We start from the raw sequence: 24,191 nt of genomic DNA, 5'->3' as shown, positions 1-24,191 counted from the left end.
TCATTCCTCCCTGATTTAAGGCTTACACCTTGTGTTTTCGATGATTAAATATTACTAGAGATGCCAAAATTGCGACAATCAGGCCTAACGCAACTATAATTCCGATCATAATCAAGAGTGTTCGATCTGAAAATGTCCTGATGTAGTCAACCGGACTAACGATAAATTCCCTTTGTAATTTAACGTGACTAGGTGATTCATTAACTGAATTCTTACCACTGAGATTAACGGTGGCAACGTACCTACCGGGCAATAATTGTTTATTTAGTGGTTGTTTGATCGCAAATTCACTGTTGGGGGCTATCTGACCCCTTCTAATCTCGTCGGTACTCGTCATAATTCGGTTCAGCGTCACGTTCTTCAACGTTGCATTAGCCTTCACGTCATCTAACATGGCCGGTTTTTTATTTACTAGTCCAAAAGTAAACATTGCATGCTTGACGGCATCCTTCTTGAGATCGTTTTTGGTTGCCTCAATCTCACTACCTTGCGGTTTCCCTTTTCTAACCTCAATCGGGATGGTGTAAGAAAATTGATTATTAATCTCACCTTTAACTGCCGGCGCATCTTGTGTAAAAGTCACTGCGCCAAGAATTTCGCCATTAAAGTCGCGAAACTTATCATTATTTAAGTTGAGGGACATCTTCACGATCCGAGTTTGCCTGGGAGCTAACTGAAAATCACGATCACTTAACTCATTAAATGAGACCACTTGGCGCATGTTAACGGGTAATCCACGAAACTGACTTTGATTATTATTAAAAAATAACGCCAACTTAGATGATGTGGACGCAGAATCAACTCGGGTGCTAATCTGACAAGCGTTGGTTTTACTTAAGTTAGTTAACGAGAAAGCAATTGGATAATCACGTGCTTGGTTAGTTATAATCTGGTAGTATGAATTATCATGTGATACATGATAATTGTCATCAATCTTGACCTGGATTGGGGCCGTACTGCTCATACTAGCAGCCGAAGTCGTCAAAGTGGCCAAGACTACCACCATAAATAAAGCAATCAGCGTGATTAATAGTGATTTAACGAACTTTTTCATAATTAGGGTCCTAACTGTTTAGTGAACCTGAGGAGCATAATTCCAATCAATTGTGCCGTTGTATTCATTATCTTGACTAGGGACTTTATCATAGCCAGTAAAACTACTACTATTAAACGGAACTTCCAGGCGGAAATCTCCTAACGTCCACGCTAATTCATACACGCCAAACGAACCAACCGGAGTCATTGACTGATCAGCGGGGCCATTATTAGTATTCGACAACATTACCGGAGCATCTGCATCAGTCGTAATGGTGGTAGTTCCAATGTTGTCTGGTGACGCTGGTTGTGAGATATTATTGTACACAGCATCCCCAATGTCATATTGAAACAGTCGGGTATTCTTTAATTCAATGTACGCTCCGGGAAGGGCATCTCCATCACCGTTAACAAACCCGTTTCCATTCCCATCGGCTTCAAGCGTGGCCTTTAACTCCATTGGTCCGGTATCACCAAAGTCATGAACTTGGACAAACACAAAGTTATTCTGACTTCCATCTTTAGACGTGCTAGAGCCACTTGAAGTTAACGGATTATCCGCAAAATGTGGGTCACTGAGAGCCTGAAAGGTTAAATCTTTGGGGACATAATCGACGGCATCTTGATCATTATTCTCACCAGCCGCTCCATTAGCACCAATGTTGGAATTTTCACTTGGGGTAAAGGGATTGATGATTGGAACATTAAATCTTCCCTGCACGTTTAGGCCCACGTTGGTATCATTATTTTGGGAGTAATCAACTAACCCATCGGCTCTTACAACTCTGGAAAATAGGCACACTAACAAAACCATGCTGCATAGAAAAAGCCCTACATATTTAACTTTTGCTACCAAACTCGTCGCCTCTTTTATCTCAAAGAATAAAAAGTAATCTTCTTTAACAACAACTTGTTAACTAAACCAGATATCTTGCTTCATATTTTAGAATAATTATTAATTTATCACTTAATTAATTGATATTGTAACACGATCCCCATCAATCTTTAAATTTTATAAAAATAAATGTGATGTTCTTTCACAAAGACGTCGGTTAATTTATGATTAGAAATAATAGGCCCAGTAGTGATATATTAGAGGTGTGAGATTTTAACTAAACTTGGTAATTAAAAATCATTTTTATGCTTTATTTAATTTTAATTATGGAAGAAAAAACAATTTATCCAACTAATAAAAGGAGATATTCACTTGATTACTTTAAAATCGGATCGTGAAATTAAAAAAATGGCCGAGTCTGGTGCAGTGCTAGCCGGTGTCCACAATGGTTTGAAAAAAATCATTAAGCCGGGTGTCGATACTTGGGAAATTGAAGAATTCGCTGACAAGTACATTACCGACCACGGGGCTACTCCATCAGAGAAGGGCTTTGACGGATATAACTACGGGACTTGCATCTCAATCAACAATGAAGTTGCCCATGGAATCCCGCGTCGGGGCTTAAAATTAAAGGAAGGCGACATTGTCAAAGTTGACATGTGTGTCAATAAAGATGGTTTTGAAAGTGACTCCTGCTGGTCATACGCGGTTGGTGAAGTCTCACCTAAGATCAAGAAACTCATGGAAGTTACAAAAAAGGGACTTTACCTTGGCATTGACCAAGCTCAAGTTGGTAATCGAATTGGAGACATTGGTGCTGCCATTCAACACTACGTTGAAGACGAAAACCATATGGGTGATGTCCGAGAATTAATTGGACATGGCATCCAGCCTTCCATTCATGAGGATCCAGCTGTTCCAGCTTATGGGGTTGCCGGTCATGGAATGCGTCTCAGACCGGGCATGACCATTACCATTGAACCAATGGTTAACCTCGGTACTTGGAAAATCAAAGATGACTATGATAAAAAAGACGATTGGACCTATTACGTTAGCCAAGATGGTTCATACTCAGCTCAATACGAACACACCTTAGCAATCACCGAAGATGGTCCTAAAATTCTCACTTCTCAGGATCACGTTGCTGACGCTAAATACATGTTCAAAAAATAAAAGTAATGAAAATGGATCCGAAATCATTAAGAGTTTCGGACCCATTTCTTTTTTGTTCTCCATTCTGTTTCGCTATGCTAATATGGATTTGTTTCAGACTAAATCAGGGATGAAAGGTGGACCAAAAATGAAAAAATCAATCAAAATTGTGGGAACCCTAATGGTATTATTAGTTTCAATGATTGCCTTTAGTTCTCTCACGAGCTCGACCACTGAAGCTGATCAGAAAGTTGACCCTAACATTGGTTTTCGTTATGAACACCCCACCGCCAAATACTATATTCGGAGAGGGACTCCCAAATCGTACCAAACTATCATTGAACAAGCTGCCAGAAACTGGAATAAAACGCATGCTTTTACCTGGATTCGTTCCAAAACCAAAGTTCCGACAACCATTGGTACTACCAATAGTAATACTGGATTCTGGAAGGGCAATCGGTACGCTGGAGTTACTTTAAATCTCACTAAAACCGTCAACGTTAAAAATCACACTTATCAGTCAGGTGCCAAAATCACGCTCAATCCGCGGGTAATGAGCAACATGGAATACACTTACAAGCAGCAACTACTAACAACCGAACACGAATTTGGTCATGCAATGGGACTTAAGCACAATCACGCTCAAGAAAGTATCATGTTCCCAAATGACACCTACTATAATTCACTTGATCCTAATCAGATTGGTCTTAGTGACATTCATGGTTTAAAAAACCTGTACAATGAAAAATAAAACAATTTTAAAGGGATGCTACTTTATGAAAGTAGCATCCCTTCCTTATTTCCATCCGTATGTTTTTAAATCCATATCACGCTTAGGTATCTTAGACACATAAGGGTTTCCTTTAACGTAGAAACGATACGGCTTGTCCGTCCAAGTTCCTCGGTCACTAACCCCAATTCGTCCCGATTCGACCACTTCTTTTGGGACTTTCACGTGATCAATGTCTAAGTCAAGGGCGGTGTTACCAAGCTCAATCAAGTTCATATCCTTGTCATAAATCCCCAAGGCATCCATTAATTTTCCCGGGCCATTAGTCAATTCAAAACCATTTTTCTTACGATTTTGTTTCATCAAGTCAATCCCTTGGTAGGGTTCGATTCCACGAATCAAGATTCCCTCTGGTACGTCCTTATCCTGAGCAGCAACGTCCAAACAAAGTCGACCATGAATGGAGTAGATATAAATCGTGCCAGGAACACCATACAAGGCTTCGTTCGATGGGGTCCTTTTCCCCTGATAGGCATGCGCTGCTGAATCTCTTTGTCCCAGGTAGGCTTCCGCTTCGGTAACGTATCCGCTCATCAACCCCTTTGGAGAATGATAAACCAGTAACGTTCCAAGCATCTTTTTAGTAATCTCATCGGTGGTACCTTCATTAAAAAAATCTCTTAACTTATCTGACAAAACCCTTACCTACCCTACCTCTTATTAAAAACTTTAGACTAACGAATGATAATCGTTGAAATTTTAGACTGCTTAACCAGTTTAACACTAATACTACGATTACCGTGTTCACCGGTCGCATCAGCTCCACAAATTAAGAGATCTGCCTTAAACTTGGGAGCAATGGCATCCAAGATTTCATCGTCAATGTTCCCACCAACCGAAATAATGGGGGTTACGTCCTCCACGCCAGCGTCACTTGCTCGATCGGTGTAATTACCAACCACTTCTCGTAAGTGATCCCGTTTTGCTTCGATTTTACTTGGTGTTAAAGAATCATAAATATTAATATCATTATTTTCTAACACCGAGCAAATTCCAAGTGCCGCATGAAACTTAATGGCAATAGTAACTGCGTAACGAAAAGCCCGTTGCGTTGACTTACTATCGTCGGGATCAACTGTCAATAAAATCCTTTCAAATGTCAATGGTTTAAATTTTTCCATTGTCTTCATCCCCTTTCAATAACATCATATCATTAATTTTATGATTTTTAATAAAAAAATAATCAGTAGCAACCCACTGATTATTATTAACTCATTATTCTTTATTAGGATCAGGTAGCGACGCTTCACCAGCACCATTTTGAGCGTCTTCAATACTTTTTACCATTTTTTTAGCATGAATACGACGCATCTTTTCCTTTTTTTGTTTAATTCTTAGATTGTCCATTGCTTTATTTTTAAGCACGATTCCTTCATCATTTTTAACCATGTGGTAAATCGATATCAATATCATGATACATACGAACATTAATGGAAATCCAGCAATCGCACAGAAGGTCTGGATGGTGCTAAATCCTCCGACAACTACTAGTCCAAACGAGAATAAGACAAAGACAACAACCCATGTCATTCGGTTAAACTGGGTTGGTTCCTGTCCCTCCTTTAACCCTAAACTTGTAAATGAGGAAACAATGAAAGCTGAGGACGAGATGGTCGTCGCCAGAAAGATAAAACACGAAATACAGTAAACGACAAAAACAATTACCTTAAAGGGCAAACTGGATAATACAGCAGTAATGACAGCAGCCTGCCCCTGCGTATTCAAAATATGAACCAAGTTAATCTGGCCTGTCCTTTGTAACCATAACGAATAGCCACCAAGAATTGCATAAAAACTTAAACATCCTACTGAACCATAACCAAGCATTCCAATCAAAGTGGAACGAATGGTTCGTCCTTTAGAAATACGAGCAATAAACAGTCCCATGACCGGCATGTATGACAGCCACCAGCCCCAGTAGAAAATCGTTTCCAGTTTGGCAACGTCCGCAGTTCCATTGGGAATGGTATTAGTCGACATGGAAACAAACTTATCAGCCAAGAGTCCCAAACTGTTGGTCTCTGAACTTAAGATATAAATAGTTGGACCAACTAACAGGACAAAGGCTAAGAAAATAATGGCTGTCCAAATATGGGCATCACTCAAACGATCAATTCCACCATTTAATCCCTTATAAACGGTCCAGGCAAAGATCACAAATAGCACCGCAAAGAGCGCAGTTTTAAGTTCCAAATTATCTGGAATCCCTAATAAACGACTTAAAACATTAGAAATAATGGGAATTTCCATTCCAACCGATGATCCAACACCACCCATAATTCCAAAGACAACCAGAAAATCAACTAGCTGTCTGGTGTAATACTTCCACCTAGCCTCACCCTGAATAAAATCAATGGCAGAGCTAAGACGTTGTACCTTTCCGTGTTTAACAAATAGAATATAAGCAATGGCAATCGTAGCCGGAGCAAACATCATCCATGCCATTGGTCCCCAGTTAAACTGACCAAACATGTGCGCATAATTATAAGCACTCTGTGAAAATGGTTTAGCCCCAAAGGGAGGATGCTGCAAGTATCGAAGCGGATCCACCATACTCAACATTAAAATGCTGGCATCAATTGCGGTCGCAAAGACCATGCTGCCCCACTGCAAATCACTATACTCTGGTTTGGAGTGGGGCTCACCCAAGCGGATAGCACCATACTTTGAAAAGATTAACCACATAAAAAATAAGAAGTTAATTATGTAAACCACCATATAGGCCCAGCCCATTTGATTAGTGATCCAATTTAAGGCTACCGCTAGTACTCCTTGCAACTTGGAACCACCAATAATCAGAATGATTGAACCAATTCCAAAAATTAATAAGGTTGGAATAAAGACGAATTTATCAATATTAAATTTTTTAAAAATAAAGAAATCCCTCCAAACGCTTTTTTCACAACAAAAAACGCTATGTATGGTGCTCATAGAGCCACTTGCATAGCGTTGTAAAGGTCACACAAATGATAATTACTTATCTTTCACTATCATTATACACAACTAAGATAATAAGTAAAATTCACTAATTATTATCAATCTTTTTTAATACTTGAGCTGGATTGCCGACTAAAACCACATCGTCTCCAAACGACTTGGTAACAACAGCTCCAGCACCAACCACCACATTGTTTCCAAGTGTCACGCCGGGAACAATGGTGACATGACCGCCAAACCAGGCATTATCACCAATTGTAATTGGGGCCGCCATTTCAACATCTGCAACCCGTTCCTTAGCATTCAAAGGATGGACGTTTGTATAAAGTCCACAATTAGGACCTATGTAACAATTTTTACCAAATGTGATTGGAGCCGTATCAAGCAGCGTTAATCCGTAGTTAGCGTAAAAGTTGTCCCCGATGTAAATATTAAAGCCATAATCAAACTCCATCCCAGTCTCAACAAAGAATCTTGGTCCGCTCTTTTTTAACAATGATTGAATCAGTTGGTTCCGCCTCTCATTGTTAGGGGTATTATTAGCCTCCTGCAACTGCTTTCGACAAAGGATCCTTCGACTAATCAGTTCTTTATCAAATTGATTATAAGATTCTCCCTTAGTCATTTTTTCTCTTTCACTCGTCATTGAATCACTCCTTTTAGGTCTTAACCTTATTATTAGGAAAATTTACATTTTGTCCATAGTTTGATTCAATTTCTCGTCCACGAAGACGTTCCCTTTATTTGTGGCGTGACCCTTCGTCCAACCAAATTGGATGTTAGGAAACTGATTCAATAAATCATCCAATTGTTGCCAGAGTTCCTTATTTTTAAGTTCTCCGCCACTACGTTTCCATCCACGCTTTTTCCACCCGTCAATCCAGTGTTTAGTAATGGCGTTTAAAACGTATCTTGAATCGCTGACAACCCCAACACTCTGGTCGTTAAGCTGATGATCAAACAACCATTTCAAAGCTTTCACGAGTGCCATAATCTCCATTCTATTATTAGTCACCCCATACTCACCGCCTGAATCAACGTGCTGACCGGTCGGAGCATCAATTAGGTATGCCCACGCCGCCTTATCGTTTGATTTGACGTGACCACCAGCAACATTACCGTGATTTCTGGAACCACCATCGGTAAATACAATGATGGTTGGGCGTTTACCTACTTTACTTTTCACCGGATGGTTTTCAAATTGAACCCCATATAAGTACGCCCCAGCTTCTCTTTTAGTTGCAAAACTTTTATACTCAGCTCCCGTAAATCCATCAACTTGCTTTTTAGTGAGTTCCCACGTCGGATAAATTCCAGGGTGTCTCCCCTGCTTTACCGCGTAATACTTCTTATTCTTTGCCATTTTAGCTCCATTTGAATTAAAATCTTAATTAATTATTACATTTAATCATATCGTTTTGCATTTTGTAATATTTATGCGAAAATAACATACAGGAGGGGATTCATACAATGGCTGACATAGCTGCAAAATTAATTACAGTTGATCAAGCGTTAGCAATGCTCAAGGACCGTCATGCTCAAAAAAATGAACGTTTTCCCAAGTTAATGACTCCCGGTAAGTACATTCTACCAGATTACTTCTTAACTAGAAAAAGGGAAGCGTTTAAGATTAGAAAGCATACTTTCTTAAAGCGGCGCTCCCGCTCATACGTTGCTTTCGATTCAGAGAATGGTCAGACGCTTTGGTTGCACAATTTCCCTAGTCTATCAGAAGCATTATTCTGGTTAGATACCGGCCTTAAACCAGCCGATTCTGATTCAGGATCTTCATTCAAAGAATGGAAACAAGAGCATGCAAAAGAAATTGAAGGCATGAAAGACCAGCTTAGACAAATGCCAAAACCTAAAAAAAGTAAACCAAAAAAAGCTAAAAAGGGTAAAAAGCATTAATATCAAAAGTCCCGAGTTGAATTTGGGTTTTTGATTAACTAAATTCACAAAAAAGCACCGCTCAATCAAATGAGTGGTGCTTTTTTGTAGCTGCTGTGGCTGGGCTCGAACCAGCGACATCTTCATTAACAGTGAAGCGTTTCTACCAACTGAACTACACAGCAATAATGAATTACTTAATTTGTTGTTCACAAGTATACACAGTTATTAATTAACTGTCTACTGTTTTATCAAATTATTTTAAATAAAAAAAGTTCTGCGCTAAAGAAACGCAGAACTTAACTCTAATCTATTTTCGCAGCTGTTCGTTTGGGTAAATGATAACCTTCAAAGAGTTCGATTTATCCGTTCTTGATTTTTCAAGAGCCGCTTTCGTTTCATCTAGTGGATAAAAGTTAGTTAATAGGTTATCAACCTTATCAGTGTTTTTAGCTAAAATCTTTAATCCAGTCTTGTAGTTGTTACAGTATCTAAAGATCCCCATAATGGTGGTTTCATGATCAGTCATGAACGGAACATCCAGTGGCGTTTGGTCGGTTGTTGGGACACCAATGTAGGCGACTTTACCACCCCGCTTCAGCGCGTGAAGTGAAGTTTGTTCACCTGGAACTGATCCTGAAGCGTCAATGGCGTAATCAACGCCCTTGCCATTTGTGATGGTCTTAACTTCGTCTAAAACATCTGCATTTTTAATGTTAATTGCATGAGTAGCTCCCAGCTTCTTGGCGGTATCAAGTCGGAGTTGCTCGGTATCACTGACAATGATGGTGTCAGCACCATGGGCCTTTGCGGCTAAGATCGCAAGCAATCCAACTGGTCCCATCCCTGAAATCAAAATAGTAGATCCCACGTCAACTTCCAATTTCTGAGTGGCATGAACGCCAACTGATAGTGGCTCATTTAGAGTCGCCTCTTCATAAGAAACGTTTTCAGGAATGTGATAAACAAAGTCTTGTGGATAAACGATGAATTGAGTTAAATCACCATCAACTGGCGGGGTTGCCATGAATTGCATGTTAGGACAGAGGTTATAATGGCCCGTTCGACAAGCCTCACAATGACCACAGGGAACACCCGGTTCCATTGCGACTCGATCACCACGTTTAAAGTCGGTTACTTGATCACCCACTGCTACAATCACACCAGAACTTTCATGTCCTAAGATTAAGGGTTTTTTAACCACAAAATCACCAATGTGTCCTTGGTCATAGTAGTGAACATCTGAACCACAGATTCCAACTGCCACAACTTTAATCAAAACATCGGTTGGACCCATTTTCTTTAACTTAGTGTCCTTCATATCAATATCAAACATTTTTTCTAAGACCGCACTTTTAGTGGTCTTAGGCATATTATTTTTGTCATAGTCGGGAATTTTCACATCAGTCATGATTTTCAGTCTCCTTTATTAAGAACTCATTTACAAAAATCATTTTAGGTTAGAAACCTACAACTCCCATTTTTATCATCCCATTCCCATAATTTTCACCATCATTATCACACCTTGCTCAATGGTTATCAATAAAAAAGCACAAAAAAATAGACCACTAATTATCAAAATAAATCAATAATCAGACGTCTAGTAAAAGTTAATTAGTTCAATTATTTAGCAGGTTTTTGTTTCAAAAACTTTTGTAAGTCTGCTACTTCTTTTTGTTTTGCTTTACGTTTTTTAGTGTCGATCGGACGACGACCTTGGACACCATTTGGATGACAAATTCTCATGATGAAAAACTCCTTCCAATTAAGTCTAATTCCTTAAATACATCAGCTCTTAGTATTATAATACATGGAACAGGTAAAAATCAAATCAAACTAGAATGGAGACGCAAAAAATGGCTAAAGATTATCCACAAGCAGTAACGATTGCTGGAAGCGATAGCGACGGTAGTGCTGGCGTCCAAGCTGATTTAAACACTTTCTTTGCCCGTCGGGTCTACGGGGCATCGATTATCACAGCATGTGTATCGGGTAATTCATATGGGATTCACGATAGTGTTAACATGCCGACTAGTTTTATTGACCAGGAATTTAAAGACCTCGGTGATGATTTTCACATCTTGGCTGCTAAAACTGGCATGTTATCAGACGCTAACATCATTAATACGGTCGTAAAAGATTATCAGCTCTATGACTTTGGTCCCCTCGTGGTTGATCCAGTAATCACCACCAAATTTGGTACCATGCTTTTAGAAACGGATGCTTTTGACGCCATGAAAAACCAACTGGTTCCCATGGCAACCGTCCTCACGCCGAACTTTTTTGAAGCGCAAAAGTTGACTGGTTTAGACGTTGACGATCCCAACTTTATGGCAAAATCAGCTCAAGTCATGCAGGACATGGGGGCTAGTAACGTAATTGTCAAAGGACGCCATGATGACCCTAGTCAGACCAAGGTTTCTGACTACGTTTTACTTGAAGACGGCAAACATTTTAATATCGACGGCCCTTATTTTACTACCGACCGTAAAAACGGAACTGGTGATACTCTTTCAGCTGGCATTACCGCTGAACTGGCAAAGGGACACACTGTTGCCGATTCCATTAAGATTGCCAAACAATACGTTGATGGCGCAATCGAAGACGAGATCCAAGTTGGTCATAAATATGGTCCAATCAATCATTGGGCAAGATAATTTAGGAATTAATATTTGTAAGACGCAAATTCATTACGTAAGGGATGAGTTTGCGTCTTTTTTGGATTGAGCTCAATTTTCATTTGAGGCAAATTAATCATAATGTGGTATGTTCTAATTATCCAAGCTTAAATAATTTTGATTATTAATTTATTGATCAAAAAAGGAAAGGAATCTTATGTTTCATGAAAGCAAACAAACCAATAAAATTATTTTTAGACATGGATAACGTGTTAGTTAATACCATCCCTGTTCTAAACCAACGGGCGAAATCATTACCAACCGGAGCTCGTCCTGATCGGATCCCCGGCATCTTTAAGGATCTTGATCCGACCGAAAATGCGATTGAAAGTGTTAATCAATTAAAAAAATATTATGATTTGTACATCCTCACTACTGCTCCGTGGAGCAATCCAAGTGCTTGGCAGGATAAGGTAGCGTGGATTCAACGCTACTTTGGTCAAGAAAAAGGAAGCCCCTTTTACAAAAAAATCACAATGACTCACGATAAGAGTCTCGTTCACTACGTTGGTGGAATTCTGATCGATGATCGTCCGTATCATGGTGCCAGTGCTTGGAACGACACCAAAACCAACAGTGTGTGGATCCAATACGGATTTGATAAACGATTGACTTGGAAAGATGATCTAGTTCCATTCTTGATTAAAATTGCCCAATATGGCAATCAAACTAACCAGTTGATTGATGCCGTCAATCAGGCTAATGATCAAAATCCAAAATACGTCGTCCACGGAAATGTAAGTACGTTTCAAAAAGAAAATTGGGAATAAGGGAGAAAATAAAATGATTACAAACAGTACTGAAATGTTAGATAAAGCTCGAAAAGAACACTATGCCGTTCCGGCATTCAACGTTAATAATCTAGAATGGGCGAAAGCCATCTTAGAAGCATGTGAAGAAGCCAAGTCACCGGTCATTATGCAGGTTACTTCTGGTGCGGCCAACTACATGGGCAGTTTTAGATTAGCCTATGATTTGATCGTGGATATGCACAATGCACTAAACATCACCGTACCGGTCTCAATCCATCTCGATCACGGAAACTACTACGACTCCATTAAAACCCTTGGAATCAAGTTCACTTCAATCATGTTTGACGGGTCTGCCCTCCCGTTAGACGAAAACCTTGAAAAAACCAAGACCCTAATTAAGTTAGCACACGCAGAAGACGTTAGTGTCGAAGCTGAAGTCGGAACCATTGGTGGTGAAGAGGACGGAGTAATTGCTGATGGTGAAATTGCACCAGTTGATTCAGCCGTCAAAATGGCCGAGACTGGCGTAGACATGCTGGCAGTTGGTATTGGTAATATTCACGGTAAGTATCCAAAGGACTGGAAGGGTCTCAACTTTGCTCATCTAAAAAAGATCGACCAAGCCCTTTATGATAATACGGGAAAGCAAATCCCATTGGTTCTCCATGGCGGCTCTGGAATTCCTGATGACCAAATCAAAAAGGCCATTCAATTAGGAATCTCTAAGATCAACGTCAATACTGAGGGACAATTAGCTTTCCACCAAGCAATGCGTGACTACGTCCACTCTGATAAAGACCTCGAAGGAAAAAATTATGACCCCCGAATCTTCTTAAAGGCTGGAACCAACGCGCTTAAAAACATGTGCCTAGACCGGATTAGAGTCTTTGGATCAGAAAACAAAGCCTAATTCATACCCGTTATCAAAATAATTAATCCATCTGGATTCACATTTATCTAAAAATGTGAATCCTTTTTTTATTCCATCAGTTCATTCATCAACTACATATAATAAAATGAATAAAGTTTAACGAATGTTAACCCACGTGATTACTCATTTTCTTACTCAAAGCCGGATATTATCCAGGATGTTTTTATTGTGAAATTTGATATTGGTAGTATACTAACCGTTAAAGAAAACGTTTTCTTTAGTTTATGAATGCTGCCATCAAGCTAATCCTAGGAAAATGGCACATTTAATAATTATGTGAAATATGGTTTATTTGTGAAAGTAAGAAGTGATAGACAAAATGAAAAAATATATTTTAGTAATTGACGAAGGAACCACCAGTGTTCGCGCTATCATTTACGATAAAAACGCAAACGTGGTATCTAGCGATCAAAAAGAATTAACCATGTATTTCCCGGAACCCGGTTGGGTGGAACAGGATGCTAACGAAATTTGGTTAACCGCCCAAGCCGTGATGGCAACCGCCATTATCAAGGGCCGGATTAATCCGAATGAGATCGCTAGTATCGGAATTACTAATCAACGAGAAACCACCGTAATTTGGGACAAAGAAAGTGGATTGCCCATTTCTAAGGCCATTGTGTGGCAATCACGTCAAACTGCCCCAATAGCCAAAACAATGATTGATGCCGGGTATAAAAGCATGGTGCAAAAGAAAACCGGCTTAATTATCGATGCGTATTTTTCTGCCACTAAAATCAGATACATCTTGGATCAAGTCTCTGGTGCCCAGGAACGAGCCGAAAATGGTGAACTTCTGTTTGGTACGATCGACAGTTGGTTACTTTGGAAACTAACGGGCGGTGAAGTTCATGCGACCGATTATTCGAACGTTTCTCGAACCATGCTATATAACATCGAAAATCTCGACTGGGATCCTGAATTACTGAACATTCTCAATATTCCTAAAGTCATGCTTCCAGAAGTCAAAGATTCATCGGGAGTCTTTGGTAAGAGTCTGCCGGAAAACTTTTTTGGTGCTTCGGTTCCCATCTCTGGGATCGCAGGCGATCAACAAGCCGCTCTGTTTGGTCACCTAGCGGTTGATTCCGGTGACGTTAAAAACACTTATGGTACCGGTTCCTTTATTGTGATGAATACGGGAAAAAAGCCCAAATACTCACACAACGGCTTATTAACCACGATTGGTTATGGAATTGGTGGTCAAATTACCTACGCTTTGGAGGGATCCGTGTTTATTGCTGGTTCCGCCATCCAGTGGCTAAGGGATCGCATGCAGTTAGTTAAAACGGCTCCCGATACCGAAAATCTAGCCAACAAGTCTAATAATCACAATGAGGTTTATGTCGTCCCAGCATTCACTGGATTAGGTGCTCCATACTGGAATCCAGACGCGCGTGGTGCGGTCTTCGGTTTATCACGTGGAACCACCAAAAATGACTTTGTTAAGGCAACGTTACAGTCCATTGCCTATCAAAGTCGGGACGTTGTGGGTGCCATGGTAAATGATACTAATATGCCAGTCACCAACCTCCATGTTGATGGGGGAGCCTCGTTAAATAACTATTTAATGCAATTTCAATCCGATCTTTTAGAGACCTCAGTCGTGCGATCAAAAGACATTGAAATGACAGGACGTGGTGCCGCCTATTTAGCGGGACTAGCCATTGGATTCTGGAAGAGTATTGACGAACTTAAAAAACTTCAGCCTGAGCCAACCATTTTCAATCCCAACATGGAAAAAGATGAAGCAGAAAGCTTATATTCGGGCTGGAAACAAGCAGTTAAGGCAACTGAATCATTTAAGCCTCAGGAGAATGAAAATGAATAACTTTTCGTATAAAAACCGAAACCAAGATATTGATCAACTTAAAAATGATGATTTTGACGTCACAATCATTGGCGGTGGCATCACTGGAGCAGGCATTGCCGTTCAGGCCGCTGCTTCGGGTCTCAAAACCGCTTTAATTGATATGCAGGATTTTGCTGAAGGAACCAGTAGTCGTTCGACCAAACTCGTTCATGGGGGAATCCGCTACCTCAAGACTTTTGATATTGACGTCGTAAACGACACCGTCAAGGAACGAGCCATTGTGCAACATATCGCTCCACACATCCCTCGTCCTTCTAAAATGCTACTGCCACTTTACGATAATAAGGATGACACCTTCACCCCGTTAAGCGCAGAAGTCGCCATGGCCATTTACGATCGTTTAGCCAATGTTTCAAAAGACAGTCCCTTTGCACACCAAACATTGTCAAAAGCGGATGCAGAGAAAAAATTACCCAACCTAAACCACAATCATTTAGTTGGGATGGGAGTCTATCTTGATTACAAAAATAACGATGCGCGCCTCACAATCGAAAACATTAAACAAGCAGTCAGTGATGGTGCCGTTGCAGTTAGTCACGTTAAAGCAGTCAACATCGAAAACGATCACAATCAAAAGATTGTAAACGTGATTGATAGAGAAGATAACACCGAATTTCCAATTAAATCCAAAATCGTCATCAATGCGGCAGGCCCTTGGTACGATGGCATTGTTAAAATGTTTGATTACGATCATAAGCAAAAAATCAGACCTACCAAGGGAGTTCACTTAGTAGTTGATCAAAGCAAACTTAAGGTGCCCCTCCCCGTTTACTTAGACTCTGGGTTAGACGACGGTCGGATGATTTTTATCATCCCAAGATTTGGAAAAACTTACTTTGGAACGACGGACACGGATTACGATGGTGATTACAGCAACCCAACCGTTAATCAAAAAGATGTTGACTATCTCTTAAAGGCCGTTAACCAACACTTCCCAAACGCTAACTTAACGACTAACGATATAGAAGCAAGCTGGGCTGGCATTCGTCCTTTGATTGAATCCGGTGATTATAACGGGAATACCACGCACAAAAACTTAAATGACGACGATCTGCACCACTTAGACACTAAAATCAATCAATACTTTAACCAACAGATTGACCACAACGACGTTAACAATTACGTTCATTCGGTAGTTTCAAACGACCAAAGTGCTTCAAGTGTTTCACGTGGATTTGAAATCAAACTGGTCGACGGTGTCATCAACGTCTCTGGCGGTAAATTAACTGATTACCGGCTAATGGGCGAAGACACGATGAAACTCGTCAAAAAAGAACTGGAACAAAAATTTGATCAACCTGTTTCATTAATTGACTCTAAAAATTACCAAATCTCTGGTGGCCACTTCGATTCAAACGACGTTAACGGCAACATTAAAAGTTATGCTGCCACCTTAGTCAACCGCGGCTTAAGCACCAAGGAAGCCATGGCGATTGCTAACCTGTTTGGATCAAACACTCCCTTAATCGCTAACTACGTTGCCAGTGGCGTCACTGCGCCAGGTTTAACTTTGGCAGAAACAAGTGTTCTTCACTACTCAATTGATCACGAAATGATCAGTCGCCCGATCGACTTCTTACTTAGAAGAACGAACTACCTCCTATTTGACTCTGAGAAAACCGATCAAATCGAGCGGCCGGTCATCGATGAAATGAGCCGCCAATTAGGCTGGGATCGAGCAACTAAAGAAAACATGACCAGGGAATACTTTAAGATCCGCCATCAGTCTCAATTAAAGAAACTAAAGGAGGCTAGTCTCAATGAGTAATCGAATTCCACTTATTTTAGCAAATTGGAAAATGAACAAAACCAGCAAAAATATTGAGGACTTCTTAAAATCATTAGAAGGTAAGTTGCCTGATAAAAACCTCGTTCAAGTTGGCATTGCAGCTCAAAATGTCTACCTATACAAAATGGTTCAGTTCATTCAATCCCAAAAAGAGCCCATCGAAGTTTTTGCCGAAAATTTGCACTGGGCCGACGAAGGTCCGTACACCGGAGAAACGTCCCCGGTTGCATTATCAGACCTTGGAATCAATGGTTCTATTATTGGTCACTATGAACGCCGCAAGATGTTTAAAGAAACGAACGGTACAATTGGATTAAAAATCATGGGCAGCTTTCGCAATCACCTTACTCCGGTAGTGGCAATCTCGGAGGATACCTCAACCTATAATCCTGATGATCTGGAGATGTCACCCTTAACCGAAATTGCCGTTTCATTTGCTGGCATCAACAGAAAGGATGCTGAACATTTAGTCATCGCATACGAACCATCGTGGTCCATCGGTGCCGCTAAAACAGCCTCATTAGCGGAGATTGAACATGCAGCACGGGTGATTCGCACCTCCCTTAAGATTATTTTTGGAAATGACACTGCCGAAAAGATTAGGATTCAATACGGTGGAGCAGTCACCCCAGAAAATGCCAAAGCCATTTTTTCATCACCAAATATCGACGGACTGTTGATTGGAAGAGCCTCATTATCTTCAGATACCTTTCTTAAAATCATCAATGACGTGGCCGAAGTTCAAAGAGGAACCTAATAATGAAATTAAAAATCTTTGGTGAACTGGTTGGGACTGCCTTATTAATCTATTTAGGAACAGGCCTCATCATTTTCAGCGGACCGTACGCTGACCAGTTAGGTCCGTCGGTTGGATGGGGTCTCACCTTATCCATTCTGGTTTATGCCACTGGACCACTTTCAGGAGCTCATCTAAATCCAGCCGTAACCCTTACCATGTATTTAACTAAAAGAATGCCCGGAAAAGAGGCGATTATTTATGTAATTAGTCAACTAGTCGGCGGTCTCTTAGGTGAAATTTGTGTCGTTTTAACCTACGTCTCACTGCTTAACAAGACTGGTGAAAGTTGGAACAAGGAAGTTAGCACTAATTATTTAGGTGGAACGGTCTTCCCCCACATCTCCGCTCCAATTGCTTTCTTCACCGAAGTTCTACTGACCACCACTTTGTTAATTGTGATCCTAGTCTTAAACCATTCTAAAACAAATATGTATGCCATTCAGTCACCAATTGCCGTCGGCTTTACCATCTTTGTTTTGGTAATTGTTGGTGGTAAGTTAACCGGCGCTTCAATGAATCCCGTCCGATCATTGTTCCCCGCTATTTTTGCTGGTGGATTAGCATTAAAATCACTATGGCTTTATCTAACAGCACCACTTGTCGGTTCGATTCTGGCAGCCTTAATAAACCAATACATTATTTCAGACCGAAGCGAACGAATTTAGTATTATAAATAAAAAAGCTCCCAAACCGGAGCTTTTAAATCAAACACTACCCACAGGGGGCTCGTCTTTAACGACGGGTCCCTTTTGTTGTCAATACCATCAACGTAAAGAGTCCTTACCATTTTTCGGGACTCCAACTTCTTCCATCAATCTCATTTTCAGCCTGTTCATTTCTTTTGGCCTGTTCTCTAACTAACTGTTTACATCCATATAACAGTGCACGATTAATAAATGACGTCTGGGTCTTAATTAATTCATCAATCTTATTAGTCGTCCATTCTTCATTATCATCCATATTAGTCTTCCTCCTGATTCCGAATTAGGTTAATTTGTTCCTTTAAGTCATTTAAATTATCTTGACTGGTTTCCACTTCTTTAATAATTAAATCCAGATCCTGCTTATGTGATTTCATACTTCCAGTTGCCAATTTCTTTAGTTGAAAAGCCATCCACGTCTCACGTTCGTTAAAGTTAAAGGGATACTTAGCTGTCAAATACATCTGATAGTCAACAAGCAACTTTTTTTTCTCATCATCCGACATGTACCCGAATTGCGAAATTACAAGTGGTTTCATAAACTTCATACCCGCTTGTCTAGCAAGGGCTTCGTATGGTGTCATAATTTGAGAAATACTAAAGGATTGACTAGCCCCCACCGCAAACGATGATTTAGGGTAGCCCACACTCGTCACGATTCCGAGTTTCTTGCCCTTTAAACGGCCATCTTCATTAGCGTACGTGTAGGCCCGACTTAAGACCTCATCCTCCCAAACTTTAAGCGATGAGGGGGCACTATACCAATAAAGTGGAAACTGAAAAATGATCCGATCAGCCTTATTTAAGAGGTCACGCTCAGCTTGCACGTCAATTGGATCACTTCCATATATTTCATCTAAACAGTGCCATGTAACATCGGCTAAATCAGCTTGACTGGTTCTTAGAAATTCCTGGGTAATTGAGTCCTGAAACTTGGGGTGTGAAACGATTATTAATGTTTTCATGCCTTCATCTTCTTTTAATTGATTAATATAAGTCTATCATATTGACATCAGTAGAATTTATGTTATATTTAAATAGATGTGTGAATGGTTTCGAGTTTCTAAGGTTTCTTGTTTTGTATTATTATGAAATGACTTCCTTTTAAGATTCAAACTAAGCAACACTGAAAAATTTATTGCGCTATGCGCTAGGAGGTTTCATATTATGAAACAAGGTACTGTTAAATGGTTTAATGCTGACAAGGGTTATGGTTTTATTACTACTGATGATGGTGATGTATTCGTACATTACTCAGCTATCAACAAGGATGGCTTCAAGACCCTTGACGAAGGCGAAAAGGTTACTTTGGACGTTGAAGAAGGAGACCGTGGTCCCCAAGCTGCTAACGTTACTCCAATGGACTAATTTTAGCCAAACAAAAAGAGTTCTGCAATCGCAGAGCTCTTTTTTTATACATATTTTTAAATTAAAAAACTAGTTAACCTTAAAGTTCATGTACTTCGATGCAAAGATGACCAGTTCTTCAACGGGCTCTTCCATCCCGTCTTCTGTCCACGTTAGTAAAACTTCAGTTAAACCACCTGAAATCAACGCAATTAGCATTTTCGATGAATTGGCGCGCAACTCTAATATATCGTCGTCAACCAGATTCGTAATGTATTTTTTTAAGATTTTAAGTAGCAAATAAGACAGATCATTATCAACGATTACATCCATCATCCGCTTATTCTCTTTAATAATCGTAAAGAAAGTCGTTGCTAGGCCGTTAAAATTAGAGACCTTTTGCGCTAATAAACGATTAATAAAGGTTGAAAAGGTCTCCTGAAATTGACCAACGATGACGTCTTCCTTGGTATGGAAGTTACGATAAAACGTCATCCGGGAAACCCCAACATGTTTGGAAATGTCTTTCACCGTAATTTCTTGATAAGACTTAGTTTGGAGCATCTCAAACGTTCCTTCAATTATTCTCTTTTTGGCTGTTTCTTTTTTTGCCATATTTTCACCATTCGACCATAAACATGAGAGATTAACTTGGCAAATAAATAAGCGTGAAGAATGTTCTCCTCACACTTATTTATTTTTTAACGAGTCAAGTTGCGTTTGCAATTCATGATACTGATTTGATAATTCCATATATTCAGTACTCATTTTATTATATTTATTTTCATACTGAGTAGCTCGATCTAGAGCATTTTTTAATTCGTCTTGAAACTGGACCACCTGTGACTTCAAATCACTAGTGCTCTTATCTGAAATGTCAGTACCACTTGTCAAAGCTTGAATTTTACTTTTAAGCTCTTTATTACGAGCCAATAAATCTTTGACCTGTTGTTTCAAATCTGAATCAACCATTATACTCACTTCCTAGACAATTGCATTTTAGTTGAAACCGCAGCACCTTGCAATTAAATCACTAAAATTTACTAAGTTAACGGTTTCAAGATGGGTGCAATCATTGCTCTGGCTGATTTACTCAATTGAAGTTTCTTATTGTGCATTAGCTGATGAACTCGAAAAAGGTTATTTTCACGCTGTTGCCAGTCTTTGACTGGTAGAGCGCCTTGCTTGTTTAATACTTTAATATTCATAAGCAATCCCTCCAAATACAAAATCAACTTAAATGATTAGTTCAAGTTAACAAGAATTATAATACATATTTCAAAATTAGTCATCTCTTGTAATTTATTGCCCGTATCAATACGTTTGTGCCGCCCAGCCCTTACAATCCTGTATGCAATAAGTTATAATACAAATATCAAATTAAGAAGGAAGTCTATTCAATGAGTAATTCTACCCAATCAGGCAATACTGCCGCACCACAAATGACTTGGTACGGTAAAACATTTAATATATTACTTAAAGTTTTAATGTCGTTTGTTGGTATCACCATGTTATCACTTGGTGCCACGTTACTTCGATCAAGCAAGATTTTAGGTCTTGATCCTTTTACTGCCGTTAATATTGGTATGTCAAACCATCTGCACATGTCACTTGGTTTGTACCAGTTACTGGCTAACCTGGTAATCTTCGTGTTTGTCTTGTTCCTTGACCGTCACATGATCGGAATTGGAACCATCATGAACATGGTGTTAGTTGGATTTGAGATTCAAATTTTCACTCAATTTTACCAACAAATCTTCCCGTCGGGGATTAACTTCTTCGTAATCGTTGCTAATGCCTTCTTGGGACTAATCCTATTTACGGCTGGTAGTTCAATCTACATGGCTCCTAATCTGGGTGTTGCCCCCTATGATGCCATTGCTCCAATTGTATCATCACGACTACACATCAAGTACAAGACGGCTCGTGTGATCCAAGATATCCTCTTCTTGATTGCCGCTGTCCTTGCTGGTGGCCCCGTTGGATTTGCATCAATCATCGTTGCCTTCTTTGCCGGTCCACTAATTTCCTACTGGAACAAACACATTAGTGACCCCATTGTTAACGGAATTGACGACTTCAGTGAACAGCCAACGGTTAAACACGCCGCTAGCACGATTTCTAAGGCGACGTTATCTGGGTACCATTATCTAACCCATGCTTACAACGCCACTTTAAACGTTCAGATGAACTTATCAGGGTACACTAATCAACAGTTAGGGACTCGTCTTCACGACGCCCAAACGAACATGGAAGACTCACAGAAGGCCTACAATGCTTACCGGACCCAGTACAGAATGTTGATGGCAGAAATGATGAAACGAAGCAAAAACGGTAACGTTAATCCACAATCAACTGGTAGTACTACTGATGGTGCTCCTCAAAATTCAAAAGATTCTGATGCCAATAACTCCAATGATTCCAAAAAGTAATTAAATACCCAAAAGGTCCAGCAATAACGGAGACGTTAGTTGCTGGACCTTTTTTATTTATAATCTTGATCATTGTTCGCGCTTATAATTAGTCATTTTTAATGGCTCAACCCATTTATCAAAGTTATCACCAGTGACGTATCCTGAATCAATGGCCGCCTGTCTAAGATTCGTCTTTCCCTTTAAAGCAGCATTGGCAATTTCAGCTGCTCGATGATAGCCAATGTGTGGTGACAATGCCGTTACCGTCATCAAAGAATTATGGACCAACTCCTCCATGCGATCTTGGTTGACTTCAATCCCTTTGACCATCAAGTCCGTAAAGTGGCTTAAGATGCCTGTCAGTGACTGAACGGAATCAAGAAAACAGGATATGATAATTGGCTTATAGACATTCATTTCAAAGTTTCCTTGAGTGTTAGCAACTTCGATGGTCGTATCATTTCCCATGATGCGTGCTACTACCATATCCATGGCTTCACCCTGAGTCGGGTTCACCTTGCCAGGCATAATCGATGACCCAGGTTCATTAGCGGGAATTTTAATCTCACCGTAACCAGCTCTAGGACCACTCGCTAGAAATTTAATGTCATTGGCAATTTTCATCAGATCAGTTGCAAGCGTCCGCACAGCCCCATGCGTCATGGTAATGGCCGAATGGGAAGCTAATCCATAAAATTTATTTTCAACTTCAAACGGCTCATGATACTTATTACCCAGGGTTTGAACCATTTCCTTATCAAAGTCTTCCGTCGTATTAAGGCCGGTTCCGACAGCGGTTCCGCCAATTGGTAGCCCCAGGAGTGACTTCGAATTGTCCCTCACAAAATCAAGGTCGTGTTGAATGGTGCTAGCCCATCCCGACACTTCCTGTCCAAATGTCATTGGAGTGGCATCCTGTAAATGAGTGCGCCCAATCTTAACCACATCCCAATACTTTTTCTGTAAGTGATGCATAACGTCAATCAAGTGCTCCAACTCAGGTAACAGCTGATTGATGGCAACCAGACTTGCAATGTTCATTGCCGTTGGAAACGTATCATTTGAACTCTGGGAATGATTAACATCATCATTTGGTAAAACATTAATCTTTGGATTAATCTGATTAGCAACGTGGGCAATCACCTCGTTCACGTTCATGTTAGTCTGAGTTCCCGATCCAGTTTGGTAAATGTGTAACGGGAAGTTTTGCATTAATTGATCATCGGAAAGACTCAATAATTTTTGGGCACCCTGCTCAATCAACGCACCCTTTTTTCGATCGATGGTGTCTTGTTTGATGCTCACCTCGGCGGCACTTGCTTTAATGTTTATGAGAGCGCGAATTACCAATACTGGTAACTTGGGACCGACAGGAAAATTATGCCGGCTCCGCTCGGTTTGAGCACCCCACAAAGCATCCTTTGGCACCTTGACGTCTCCAAGCGTGTCACTTTCAATTCGATAATCAGACATTTTGTCATCTCCTAATTAAATATTGGGTACGACTTATCTGCTTAAGACCTGACTTTTTTCTAGTAAACGACTGATGAAATAAGTCAGCACTCCACTGAATAAGAAGACCGATACAAGCCGGGTTAGAAACAGTAGGAGTAAAAATCCAAAATGATAATTTGCGTATCCACTTTTGATCATATCCCAAGCAAACGTAATTACCGTGGTGGTAATCGTCGTACTTATGATTCCTAACCAATCATAATGTTTATATCCCAATACGGCAAATCCTAACTCAGACGATAGTCCTTGAATTAAGCCGGATAACAAATCAGCAATTCCCCACTGACTGCCAAGGATCATCTCGACGAAGGCTCCCAGTAACTCACCAAGGGTAGCGGAAAATGGGATGCGAATGATAAACGCTGCTAACGGTCCAGCAAGCGTCCATAATCCAAAGGTGGCTTCGTTTGCCAACGGCTGCAATCCAAATGGTGTAAGTGCCGCAGCTAAGATATTATAGAGAAATGAAGTTCCCCAAAAAATCACTCCACAAAAAGCACCAATCAATGTAACTAAAATAATGTCCTTTAAATGCCATTCTCTCAAAATTTTCATGTGATCTCCTCCAATAAAAAAAGTTCCTGGATCTACCCCGGGAACTTCAACACATGATTAAAAATGACACTTGTAGTGTAGTCGGATCCCTTCGCAGGTCTTAACCTGATCAGGTTCAATGGGTATTATCTCAGCCTTTCGGCACCCCAGAATCATATAATTCACTTTAATAATATACTGATTGAATGGTAAAAGCAA

Annotated in this window: 28 protein-coding genes, 1 tRNA gene and 1 riboswitch; of the genes, 12 read left to right on the top strand and 17 right to left on the bottom strand. The window is 40.1% G+C overall.

All coding sequences use genetic code 11. The features are described from left to right. Nucleotides 1–22 precede the first annotated feature (22 nt). Complete coding sequence (locus tag AC6UDA_RS02040) at nucleotides 23–1,054, bottom strand: WxL protein host-binding domain-containing protein (RefSeq protein ID WP_500710742.1); 1,032 nt, start codon at nucleotides 1,052–1,054, stop codon at nucleotides 23–25. Nucleotides 1,055–1,072: 18 nt separating this feature from the next. Next, nucleotides 1,073–1,891 (bottom strand): hypothetical protein, encoded by an 819-nt coding sequence (locus AC6UDA_RS02035; protein WP_500710740.1) that lies wholly within the window; start codon nucleotides 1,889–1,891, stop codon nucleotides 1,073–1,075. A gap of 351 nt (nucleotides 1,892–2,242) precedes the next feature. Between AC6UDA_RS02035 and map the strand changes: the two genes are divergently transcribed. Beyond that, the gene (gene map, locus AC6UDA_RS02030) at nucleotides 2,243–3,043 is read left to right on the top strand and encodes a type I methionyl aminopeptidase (RefSeq protein WP_500695297.1); all 801 of its coding nucleotides are present in this window, start codon (nucleotides 2,243–2,245) and stop codon (nucleotides 3,041–3,043) included. A gap of 127 nt (nucleotides 3,044–3,170) precedes the next feature. Continuing rightward, on the top strand, nucleotides 3,171–3,773 hold the full coding sequence (locus tag AC6UDA_RS02025) for a matrixin family metalloprotease (RefSeq protein WP_500695299.1): 603 nt from the start codon (nucleotides 3,171–3,173) through the stop codon (nucleotides 3,771–3,773). Nucleotides 3,774–3,818: 45 nt separating this feature from the next. Here the strand turns inward: AC6UDA_RS02025 and AC6UDA_RS02020 are convergent, their stop codons facing one another. The 5 genes from AC6UDA_RS02020 to AC6UDA_RS02000 all read right to left on the bottom strand — a co-directional run bounded on the left by AC6UDA_RS02020 (nucleotide 3,819) and on the right by AC6UDA_RS02000 (nucleotide 8,112). Continuing rightward, the gene (locus tag AC6UDA_RS02020; protein ID WP_500710737.1) at nucleotides 3,819–4,448 is read right to left on the bottom strand and encodes a DNA-3-methyladenine glycosylase; all 630 of its coding nucleotides are present in this window, start codon (nucleotides 4,446–4,448) and stop codon (nucleotides 3,819–3,821) included. A gap of 38 nt (nucleotides 4,449–4,486) precedes the next feature. Continuing rightward, nucleotides 4,487–4,933 carry a universal stress protein gene (locus tag AC6UDA_RS02015; RefSeq protein WP_500693457.1) on the bottom strand — a complete coding sequence of 149 codons (447 nt, stop codon included), beginning with the start codon at nucleotides 4,931–4,933 and terminating at the stop codon, nucleotides 4,487–4,489. Between the two features lie 94 nt (nucleotides 4,934–5,027). After that, nucleotides 5,028–6,743 (bottom strand): BCCT family transporter, encoded by a 1,716-nt coding sequence (locus AC6UDA_RS02010; RefSeq protein ID WP_500693456.1) that lies wholly within the window; start codon nucleotides 6,741–6,743, stop codon nucleotides 5,028–5,030. Between the two features lie 94 nt (nucleotides 6,744–6,837). Next, entirely contained in the window at nucleotides 6,838–7,395 is a 558-nt protein-coding gene (locus AC6UDA_RS02005; protein ID WP_500696482.1) for a sugar O-acetyltransferase, read from the bottom strand. A gap of 42 nt (nucleotides 7,396–7,437) precedes the next feature. Continuing rightward, the gene (locus AC6UDA_RS02000; protein ID WP_500706272.1) at nucleotides 7,438–8,112 is read right to left on the bottom strand and encodes a ribonuclease H family protein; all 675 of its coding nucleotides are present in this window, start codon (nucleotides 8,110–8,112) and stop codon (nucleotides 7,438–7,440) included. 107 nt (nucleotides 8,113–8,219) lie between these two features. Between AC6UDA_RS02000 and AC6UDA_RS01995 the strand changes: the two genes are divergently transcribed. After that, entirely contained in the window at nucleotides 8,220–8,660 is a 441-nt protein-coding gene (locus tag AC6UDA_RS01995; protein WP_500693453.1) for a hypothetical protein, read from the top strand. A gap of 90 nt (nucleotides 8,661–8,750) precedes the next feature. On the opposite strand, the gene AC6UDA_RS01990 is transcribed toward AC6UDA_RS01995, so the two are convergent. The 3 genes from AC6UDA_RS01990 to AC6UDA_RS01980 all read right to left on the bottom strand — a co-directional run bounded on the left by AC6UDA_RS01990 (nucleotide 8,751) and on the right by AC6UDA_RS01980 (nucleotide 10,385). After that, nucleotides 8,751–8,824, bottom strand: a tRNA-Asn gene (locus AC6UDA_RS01990). A 125-nt stretch (nucleotides 8,825–8,949) separates the two neighbouring features. Continuing rightward, entirely contained in the window at nucleotides 8,950–10,050 is a 1,101-nt protein-coding gene (locus AC6UDA_RS01985; protein WP_500710735.1) for an NAD(P)-dependent alcohol dehydrogenase, read from the bottom strand. A 212-nt stretch (nucleotides 10,051–10,262) separates the two neighbouring features. Then, complete coding sequence (locus AC6UDA_RS01980; protein ID WP_010022570.1) at nucleotides 10,263–10,385, bottom strand: hypothetical protein; 123 nt, start codon at nucleotides 10,383–10,385, stop codon at nucleotides 10,263–10,265. A gap of 110 nt (nucleotides 10,386–10,495) precedes the next feature. On the opposite strand from AC6UDA_RS01980, the gene thiD reads away from it, so the two are divergent. The 7 genes from thiD (at nucleotide 10,496) to AC6UDA_RS01945 (ending at nucleotide 18,126) form a co-directional block, all read left to right on the top strand. After that, nucleotides 10,496–11,296, top strand: coding sequence for a bifunctional hydroxymethylpyrimidine kinase/phosphomethylpyrimidine kinase (gene thiD, locus AC6UDA_RS01975; RefSeq protein WP_500706271.1), 801 nt, complete (start codon nucleotides 10,496–10,498; stop codon nucleotides 11,294–11,296). A gap of 221 nt (nucleotides 11,297–11,517) precedes the next feature. Then, nucleotides 11,518–12,087 carry a 5' nucleotidase, NT5C type gene (locus AC6UDA_RS01970; protein ID WP_500710733.1) on the top strand — a complete coding sequence of 190 codons (570 nt, stop codon included), beginning with the start codon at nucleotides 11,518–11,520 and terminating at the stop codon, nucleotides 12,085–12,087. A gap of 13 nt (nucleotides 12,088–12,100) precedes the next feature. Next, nucleotides 12,101–12,979: a class II fructose-1,6-bisphosphate aldolase gene (fba, locus tag AC6UDA_RS01965; protein ID WP_500696478.1), complete on the top strand. Its 879-nt coding sequence runs from the start codon at nucleotides 12,101–12,103 to the stop codon at nucleotides 12,977–12,979. Between the two features lie 340 nt (nucleotides 12,980–13,319). Beyond that, nucleotides 13,320–14,831 carry a glycerol kinase GlpK gene (gene glpK / locus AC6UDA_RS01960; protein ID WP_500710731.1) on the top strand — a complete coding sequence of 504 codons (1,512 nt, stop codon included), beginning with the start codon at nucleotides 13,320–13,322 and terminating at the stop codon, nucleotides 14,829–14,831. Beyond that, on the top strand, nucleotides 14,824–16,641 hold the full coding sequence (locus tag AC6UDA_RS01955) for an FAD-dependent oxidoreductase (RefSeq protein WP_500710728.1): 1,818 nt from the start codon (nucleotides 14,824–14,826) through the stop codon (nucleotides 16,639–16,641). Before glpK ends, AC6UDA_RS01955 begins: the two co-directional genes overlap by 8 nt. After that, the gene (gene tpiA, locus AC6UDA_RS01950) at nucleotides 16,634–17,419 is read left to right on the top strand and encodes a triose-phosphate isomerase (RefSeq protein ID WP_500710726.1); all 786 of its coding nucleotides are present in this window, start codon (nucleotides 16,634–16,636) and stop codon (nucleotides 17,417–17,419) included. Before AC6UDA_RS01955 ends, tpiA begins: the two co-directional genes overlap by 8 nt. A 2-nt stretch (nucleotides 17,420–17,421) precedes the next feature. After that, nucleotides 17,422–18,126, top strand: a complete 705-nt coding sequence (locus AC6UDA_RS01945) for an MIP/aquaporin family protein (RefSeq protein WP_500693445.1) — start codon at nucleotides 17,422–17,424, stop codon at nucleotides 18,124–18,126. A gap of 115 nt (nucleotides 18,127–18,241) precedes the next feature. On the opposite strand, the gene AC6UDA_RS01940 is transcribed toward AC6UDA_RS01945, so the two are convergent. Continuing rightward, nucleotides 18,242–18,421 (bottom strand): hypothetical protein, encoded by a 180-nt coding sequence (locus AC6UDA_RS01940; protein WP_500695314.1) that lies wholly within the window; start codon nucleotides 18,419–18,421, stop codon nucleotides 18,242–18,244. A gap of 1 nt (nucleotide 18,422) precedes the next feature. After that, nucleotides 18,423–19,127 carry an NAD(P)H-dependent oxidoreductase gene (locus AC6UDA_RS01935; RefSeq protein ID WP_500708075.1) on the bottom strand — a complete coding sequence of 235 codons (705 nt, stop codon included), beginning with the start codon at nucleotides 19,125–19,127 and terminating at the stop codon, nucleotides 18,423–18,425. A 202-nt stretch (nucleotides 19,128–19,329) separates the two neighbouring features. Between AC6UDA_RS01935 and AC6UDA_RS01930 the strand changes: the two genes are divergently transcribed. Further along, on the top strand, nucleotides 19,330–19,530 hold the full coding sequence (locus tag AC6UDA_RS01930; RefSeq protein WP_010022560.1) for a cold-shock protein: 201 nt from the start codon (nucleotides 19,330–19,332) through the stop codon (nucleotides 19,528–19,530). 69 nt (nucleotides 19,531–19,599) lie between these two features. Here the strand turns inward: AC6UDA_RS01930 and AC6UDA_RS01925 are convergent, their stop codons facing one another. The 3 genes from AC6UDA_RS01925 to AC6UDA_RS01915 form a co-directional block, all read right to left on the bottom strand. Next, nucleotides 19,600–20,124 (bottom strand): TetR/AcrR family transcriptional regulator, encoded by a 525-nt coding sequence (locus AC6UDA_RS01925; RefSeq protein ID WP_500695318.1) that lies wholly within the window; start codon nucleotides 20,122–20,124, stop codon nucleotides 19,600–19,602. A 75-nt stretch (nucleotides 20,125–20,199) separates the two neighbouring features. Further along, complete coding sequence (locus AC6UDA_RS01920; protein ID WP_500693441.1) at nucleotides 20,200–20,481, bottom strand: hypothetical protein; 282 nt, start codon at nucleotides 20,479–20,481, stop codon at nucleotides 20,200–20,202. 71 nt (nucleotides 20,482–20,552) lie between these two features. Continuing rightward, nucleotides 20,553–20,717, bottom strand: coding sequence for a hypothetical protein (locus tag AC6UDA_RS01915; protein WP_500693440.1), 165 nt, complete (start codon nucleotides 20,715–20,717; stop codon nucleotides 20,553–20,555). 192 nt (nucleotides 20,718–20,909) lie between these two features. Between AC6UDA_RS01915 and AC6UDA_RS01910 the strand changes: the two genes are divergently transcribed. After that, nucleotides 20,910–21,941 carry a YczE/YyaS/YitT family protein gene (locus AC6UDA_RS01910; RefSeq protein ID WP_500695320.1) on the top strand — a complete coding sequence of 344 codons (1,032 nt, stop codon included), beginning with the start codon at nucleotides 20,910–20,912 and terminating at the stop codon, nucleotides 21,939–21,941. A 69-nt stretch (nucleotides 21,942–22,010) separates the two neighbouring features. Here the strand turns inward: AC6UDA_RS01910 and AC6UDA_RS01905 are convergent, their stop codons facing one another. Both AC6UDA_RS01905 and AC6UDA_RS01900 read right to left on the bottom strand, forming a co-directional pair. Next, nucleotides 22,011–23,396, bottom strand: coding sequence for a class II fumarate hydratase (locus tag AC6UDA_RS01905; protein WP_500710723.1), 1,386 nt, complete (start codon nucleotides 23,394–23,396; stop codon nucleotides 22,011–22,013). A 33-nt stretch (nucleotides 23,397–23,429) separates the two neighbouring features. Beyond that, complete coding sequence (locus tag AC6UDA_RS01900; RefSeq protein ID WP_500696470.1) at nucleotides 23,430–23,993, bottom strand: ECF transporter S component; 564 nt, start codon at nucleotides 23,991–23,993, stop codon at nucleotides 23,430–23,432. Nucleotides 23,994–24,061: 68 nt separating this feature from the next. Then, nucleotides 24,062–24,152, bottom strand: a riboswitch (TPP riboswitch). Nucleotides 24,153–24,191: the final 39 nt, after the last annotated feature.

This window comes from Fructilactobacillus sp. X8R4C1, from assembly GCF_059900905.1.
This window is presented reverse-complemented; position numbering and strand designations above follow the sequence as displayed.

Excerpts from the sequence above, each read along its gene's own strand:
- AC6UDA_RS01925 (WP_500695318.1), bottom strand. The coding sequence starts at position 20,124 with ATGGCAAAAAAAGAAACAGCCAAAAAGAGAATAATTGAAGGAACGTTT.
- thiD (WP_500706271.1), top strand. The coding sequence starts at position 10,496 with ATGGCTAAAGATTATCCACAAGCAGTAACGATTGCTGGAAGCGATAGC.
- AC6UDA_RS01940 (WP_500695314.1), bottom strand. The coding sequence starts at position 18,421 with ATGGATGATAATGAAGAATGGACGACTAATAAGATTGATGAATTAATT.
- AC6UDA_RS02015 (WP_500693457.1), bottom strand. The coding sequence starts at position 4,933 with ATGGAAAAATTTAAACCATTGACATTTGAAAGGATTTTATTGACAGTT.
- AC6UDA_RS01935 (WP_500708075.1), bottom strand. The coding sequence starts at position 19,127 with ATGAAAACATTAATAATCGTTTCACACCCCAAGTTTCAGGACTCAATT.
- AC6UDA_RS01945 (WP_500693445.1), top strand. The coding sequence starts at position 17,422 with ATGAAATTAAAAATCTTTGGTGAACTGGTTGGGACTGCCTTATTAATC.
- AC6UDA_RS01905 (WP_500710723.1), bottom strand. The coding sequence starts at position 23,396 with ATGTCTGATTATCGAATTGAAAGTGACACGCTTGGAGACGTCAAGGTG.
- AC6UDA_RS02005 (WP_500696482.1), bottom strand. The coding sequence starts at position 7,395 with ATGACGAGTGAAAGAGAAAAAATGACTAAGGGAGAATCTTATAATCAA.
- AC6UDA_RS01980 (WP_010022570.1), bottom strand. The coding sequence starts at position 10,385 with ATGAGAATTTGTCATCCAAATGGTGTCCAAGGTCGTCGTCCGATCGAC.
- AC6UDA_RS01930 (WP_010022560.1), top strand. The coding sequence starts at position 19,330 with ATGAAACAAGGTACTGTTAAATGGTTTAATGCTGACAAGGGTTATGGT.
- AC6UDA_RS02025 (WP_500695299.1), top strand. The coding sequence starts at position 3,171 with ATGAAAAAATCAATCAAAATTGTGGGAACCCTAATGGTATTATTAGTT.
- glpK (WP_500710731.1), top strand. The coding sequence starts at position 13,320 with ATGAAAAAATATATTTTAGTAATTGACGAAGGAACCACCAGTGTTCGC.
- AC6UDA_RS01900 (WP_500696470.1), bottom strand. The coding sequence starts at position 23,993 with ATGAAAATTTTGAGAGAATGGCATTTAAAGGACATTATTTTAGTTACA.
- AC6UDA_RS01915 (WP_500693440.1), bottom strand. The coding sequence starts at position 20,717 with ATGAATATTAAAGTATTAAACAAGCAAGGCGCTCTACCAGTCAAAGAC.
- AC6UDA_RS01995 (WP_500693453.1), top strand. The coding sequence starts at position 8,220 with ATGGCTGACATAGCTGCAAAATTAATTACAGTTGATCAAGCGTTAGCA.
- AC6UDA_RS02010 (WP_500693456.1), bottom strand. The coding sequence starts at position 6,743 with ATGAGCACCATACATAGCGTTTTTTGTTGTGAAAAAAGCGTTTGGAGG.
- AC6UDA_RS01970 (WP_500710733.1), top strand. The coding sequence starts at position 11,518 with ATGGATAACGTGTTAGTTAATACCATCCCTGTTCTAAACCAACGGGCG.
- AC6UDA_RS01985 (WP_500710735.1), bottom strand. The coding sequence starts at position 10,050 with ATGACTGATGTGAAAATTCCCGACTATGACAAAAATAATATGCCTAAG.
- AC6UDA_RS02040 (WP_500710742.1), bottom strand. The coding sequence starts at position 1,054 with ATGAAAAAGTTCGTTAAATCACTATTAATCACGCTGATTGCTTTATTT.
- tpiA (WP_500710726.1), top strand. The coding sequence starts at position 16,634 with ATGAGTAATCGAATTCCACTTATTTTAGCAAATTGGAAAATGAACAAA.
- fba (WP_500696478.1), top strand. The coding sequence starts at position 12,101 with ATGATTACAAACAGTACTGAAATGTTAGATAAAGCTCGAAAAGAACAC.
- AC6UDA_RS01955 (WP_500710728.1), top strand. The coding sequence starts at position 14,824 with ATGAATAACTTTTCGTATAAAAACCGAAACCAAGATATTGATCAACTT.
- AC6UDA_RS02000 (WP_500706272.1), bottom strand. The coding sequence starts at position 8,112 with ATGGCAAAGAATAAGAAGTATTACGCGGTAAAGCAGGGGAGACACCCT.
- AC6UDA_RS01920 (WP_500693441.1), bottom strand. The coding sequence starts at position 20,481 with ATGGTTGATTCAGATTTGAAACAACAGGTCAAAGATTTATTGGCTCGT.
- AC6UDA_RS01910 (WP_500695320.1), top strand. The coding sequence starts at position 20,910 with ATGAGTAATTCTACCCAATCAGGCAATACTGCCGCACCACAAATGACT.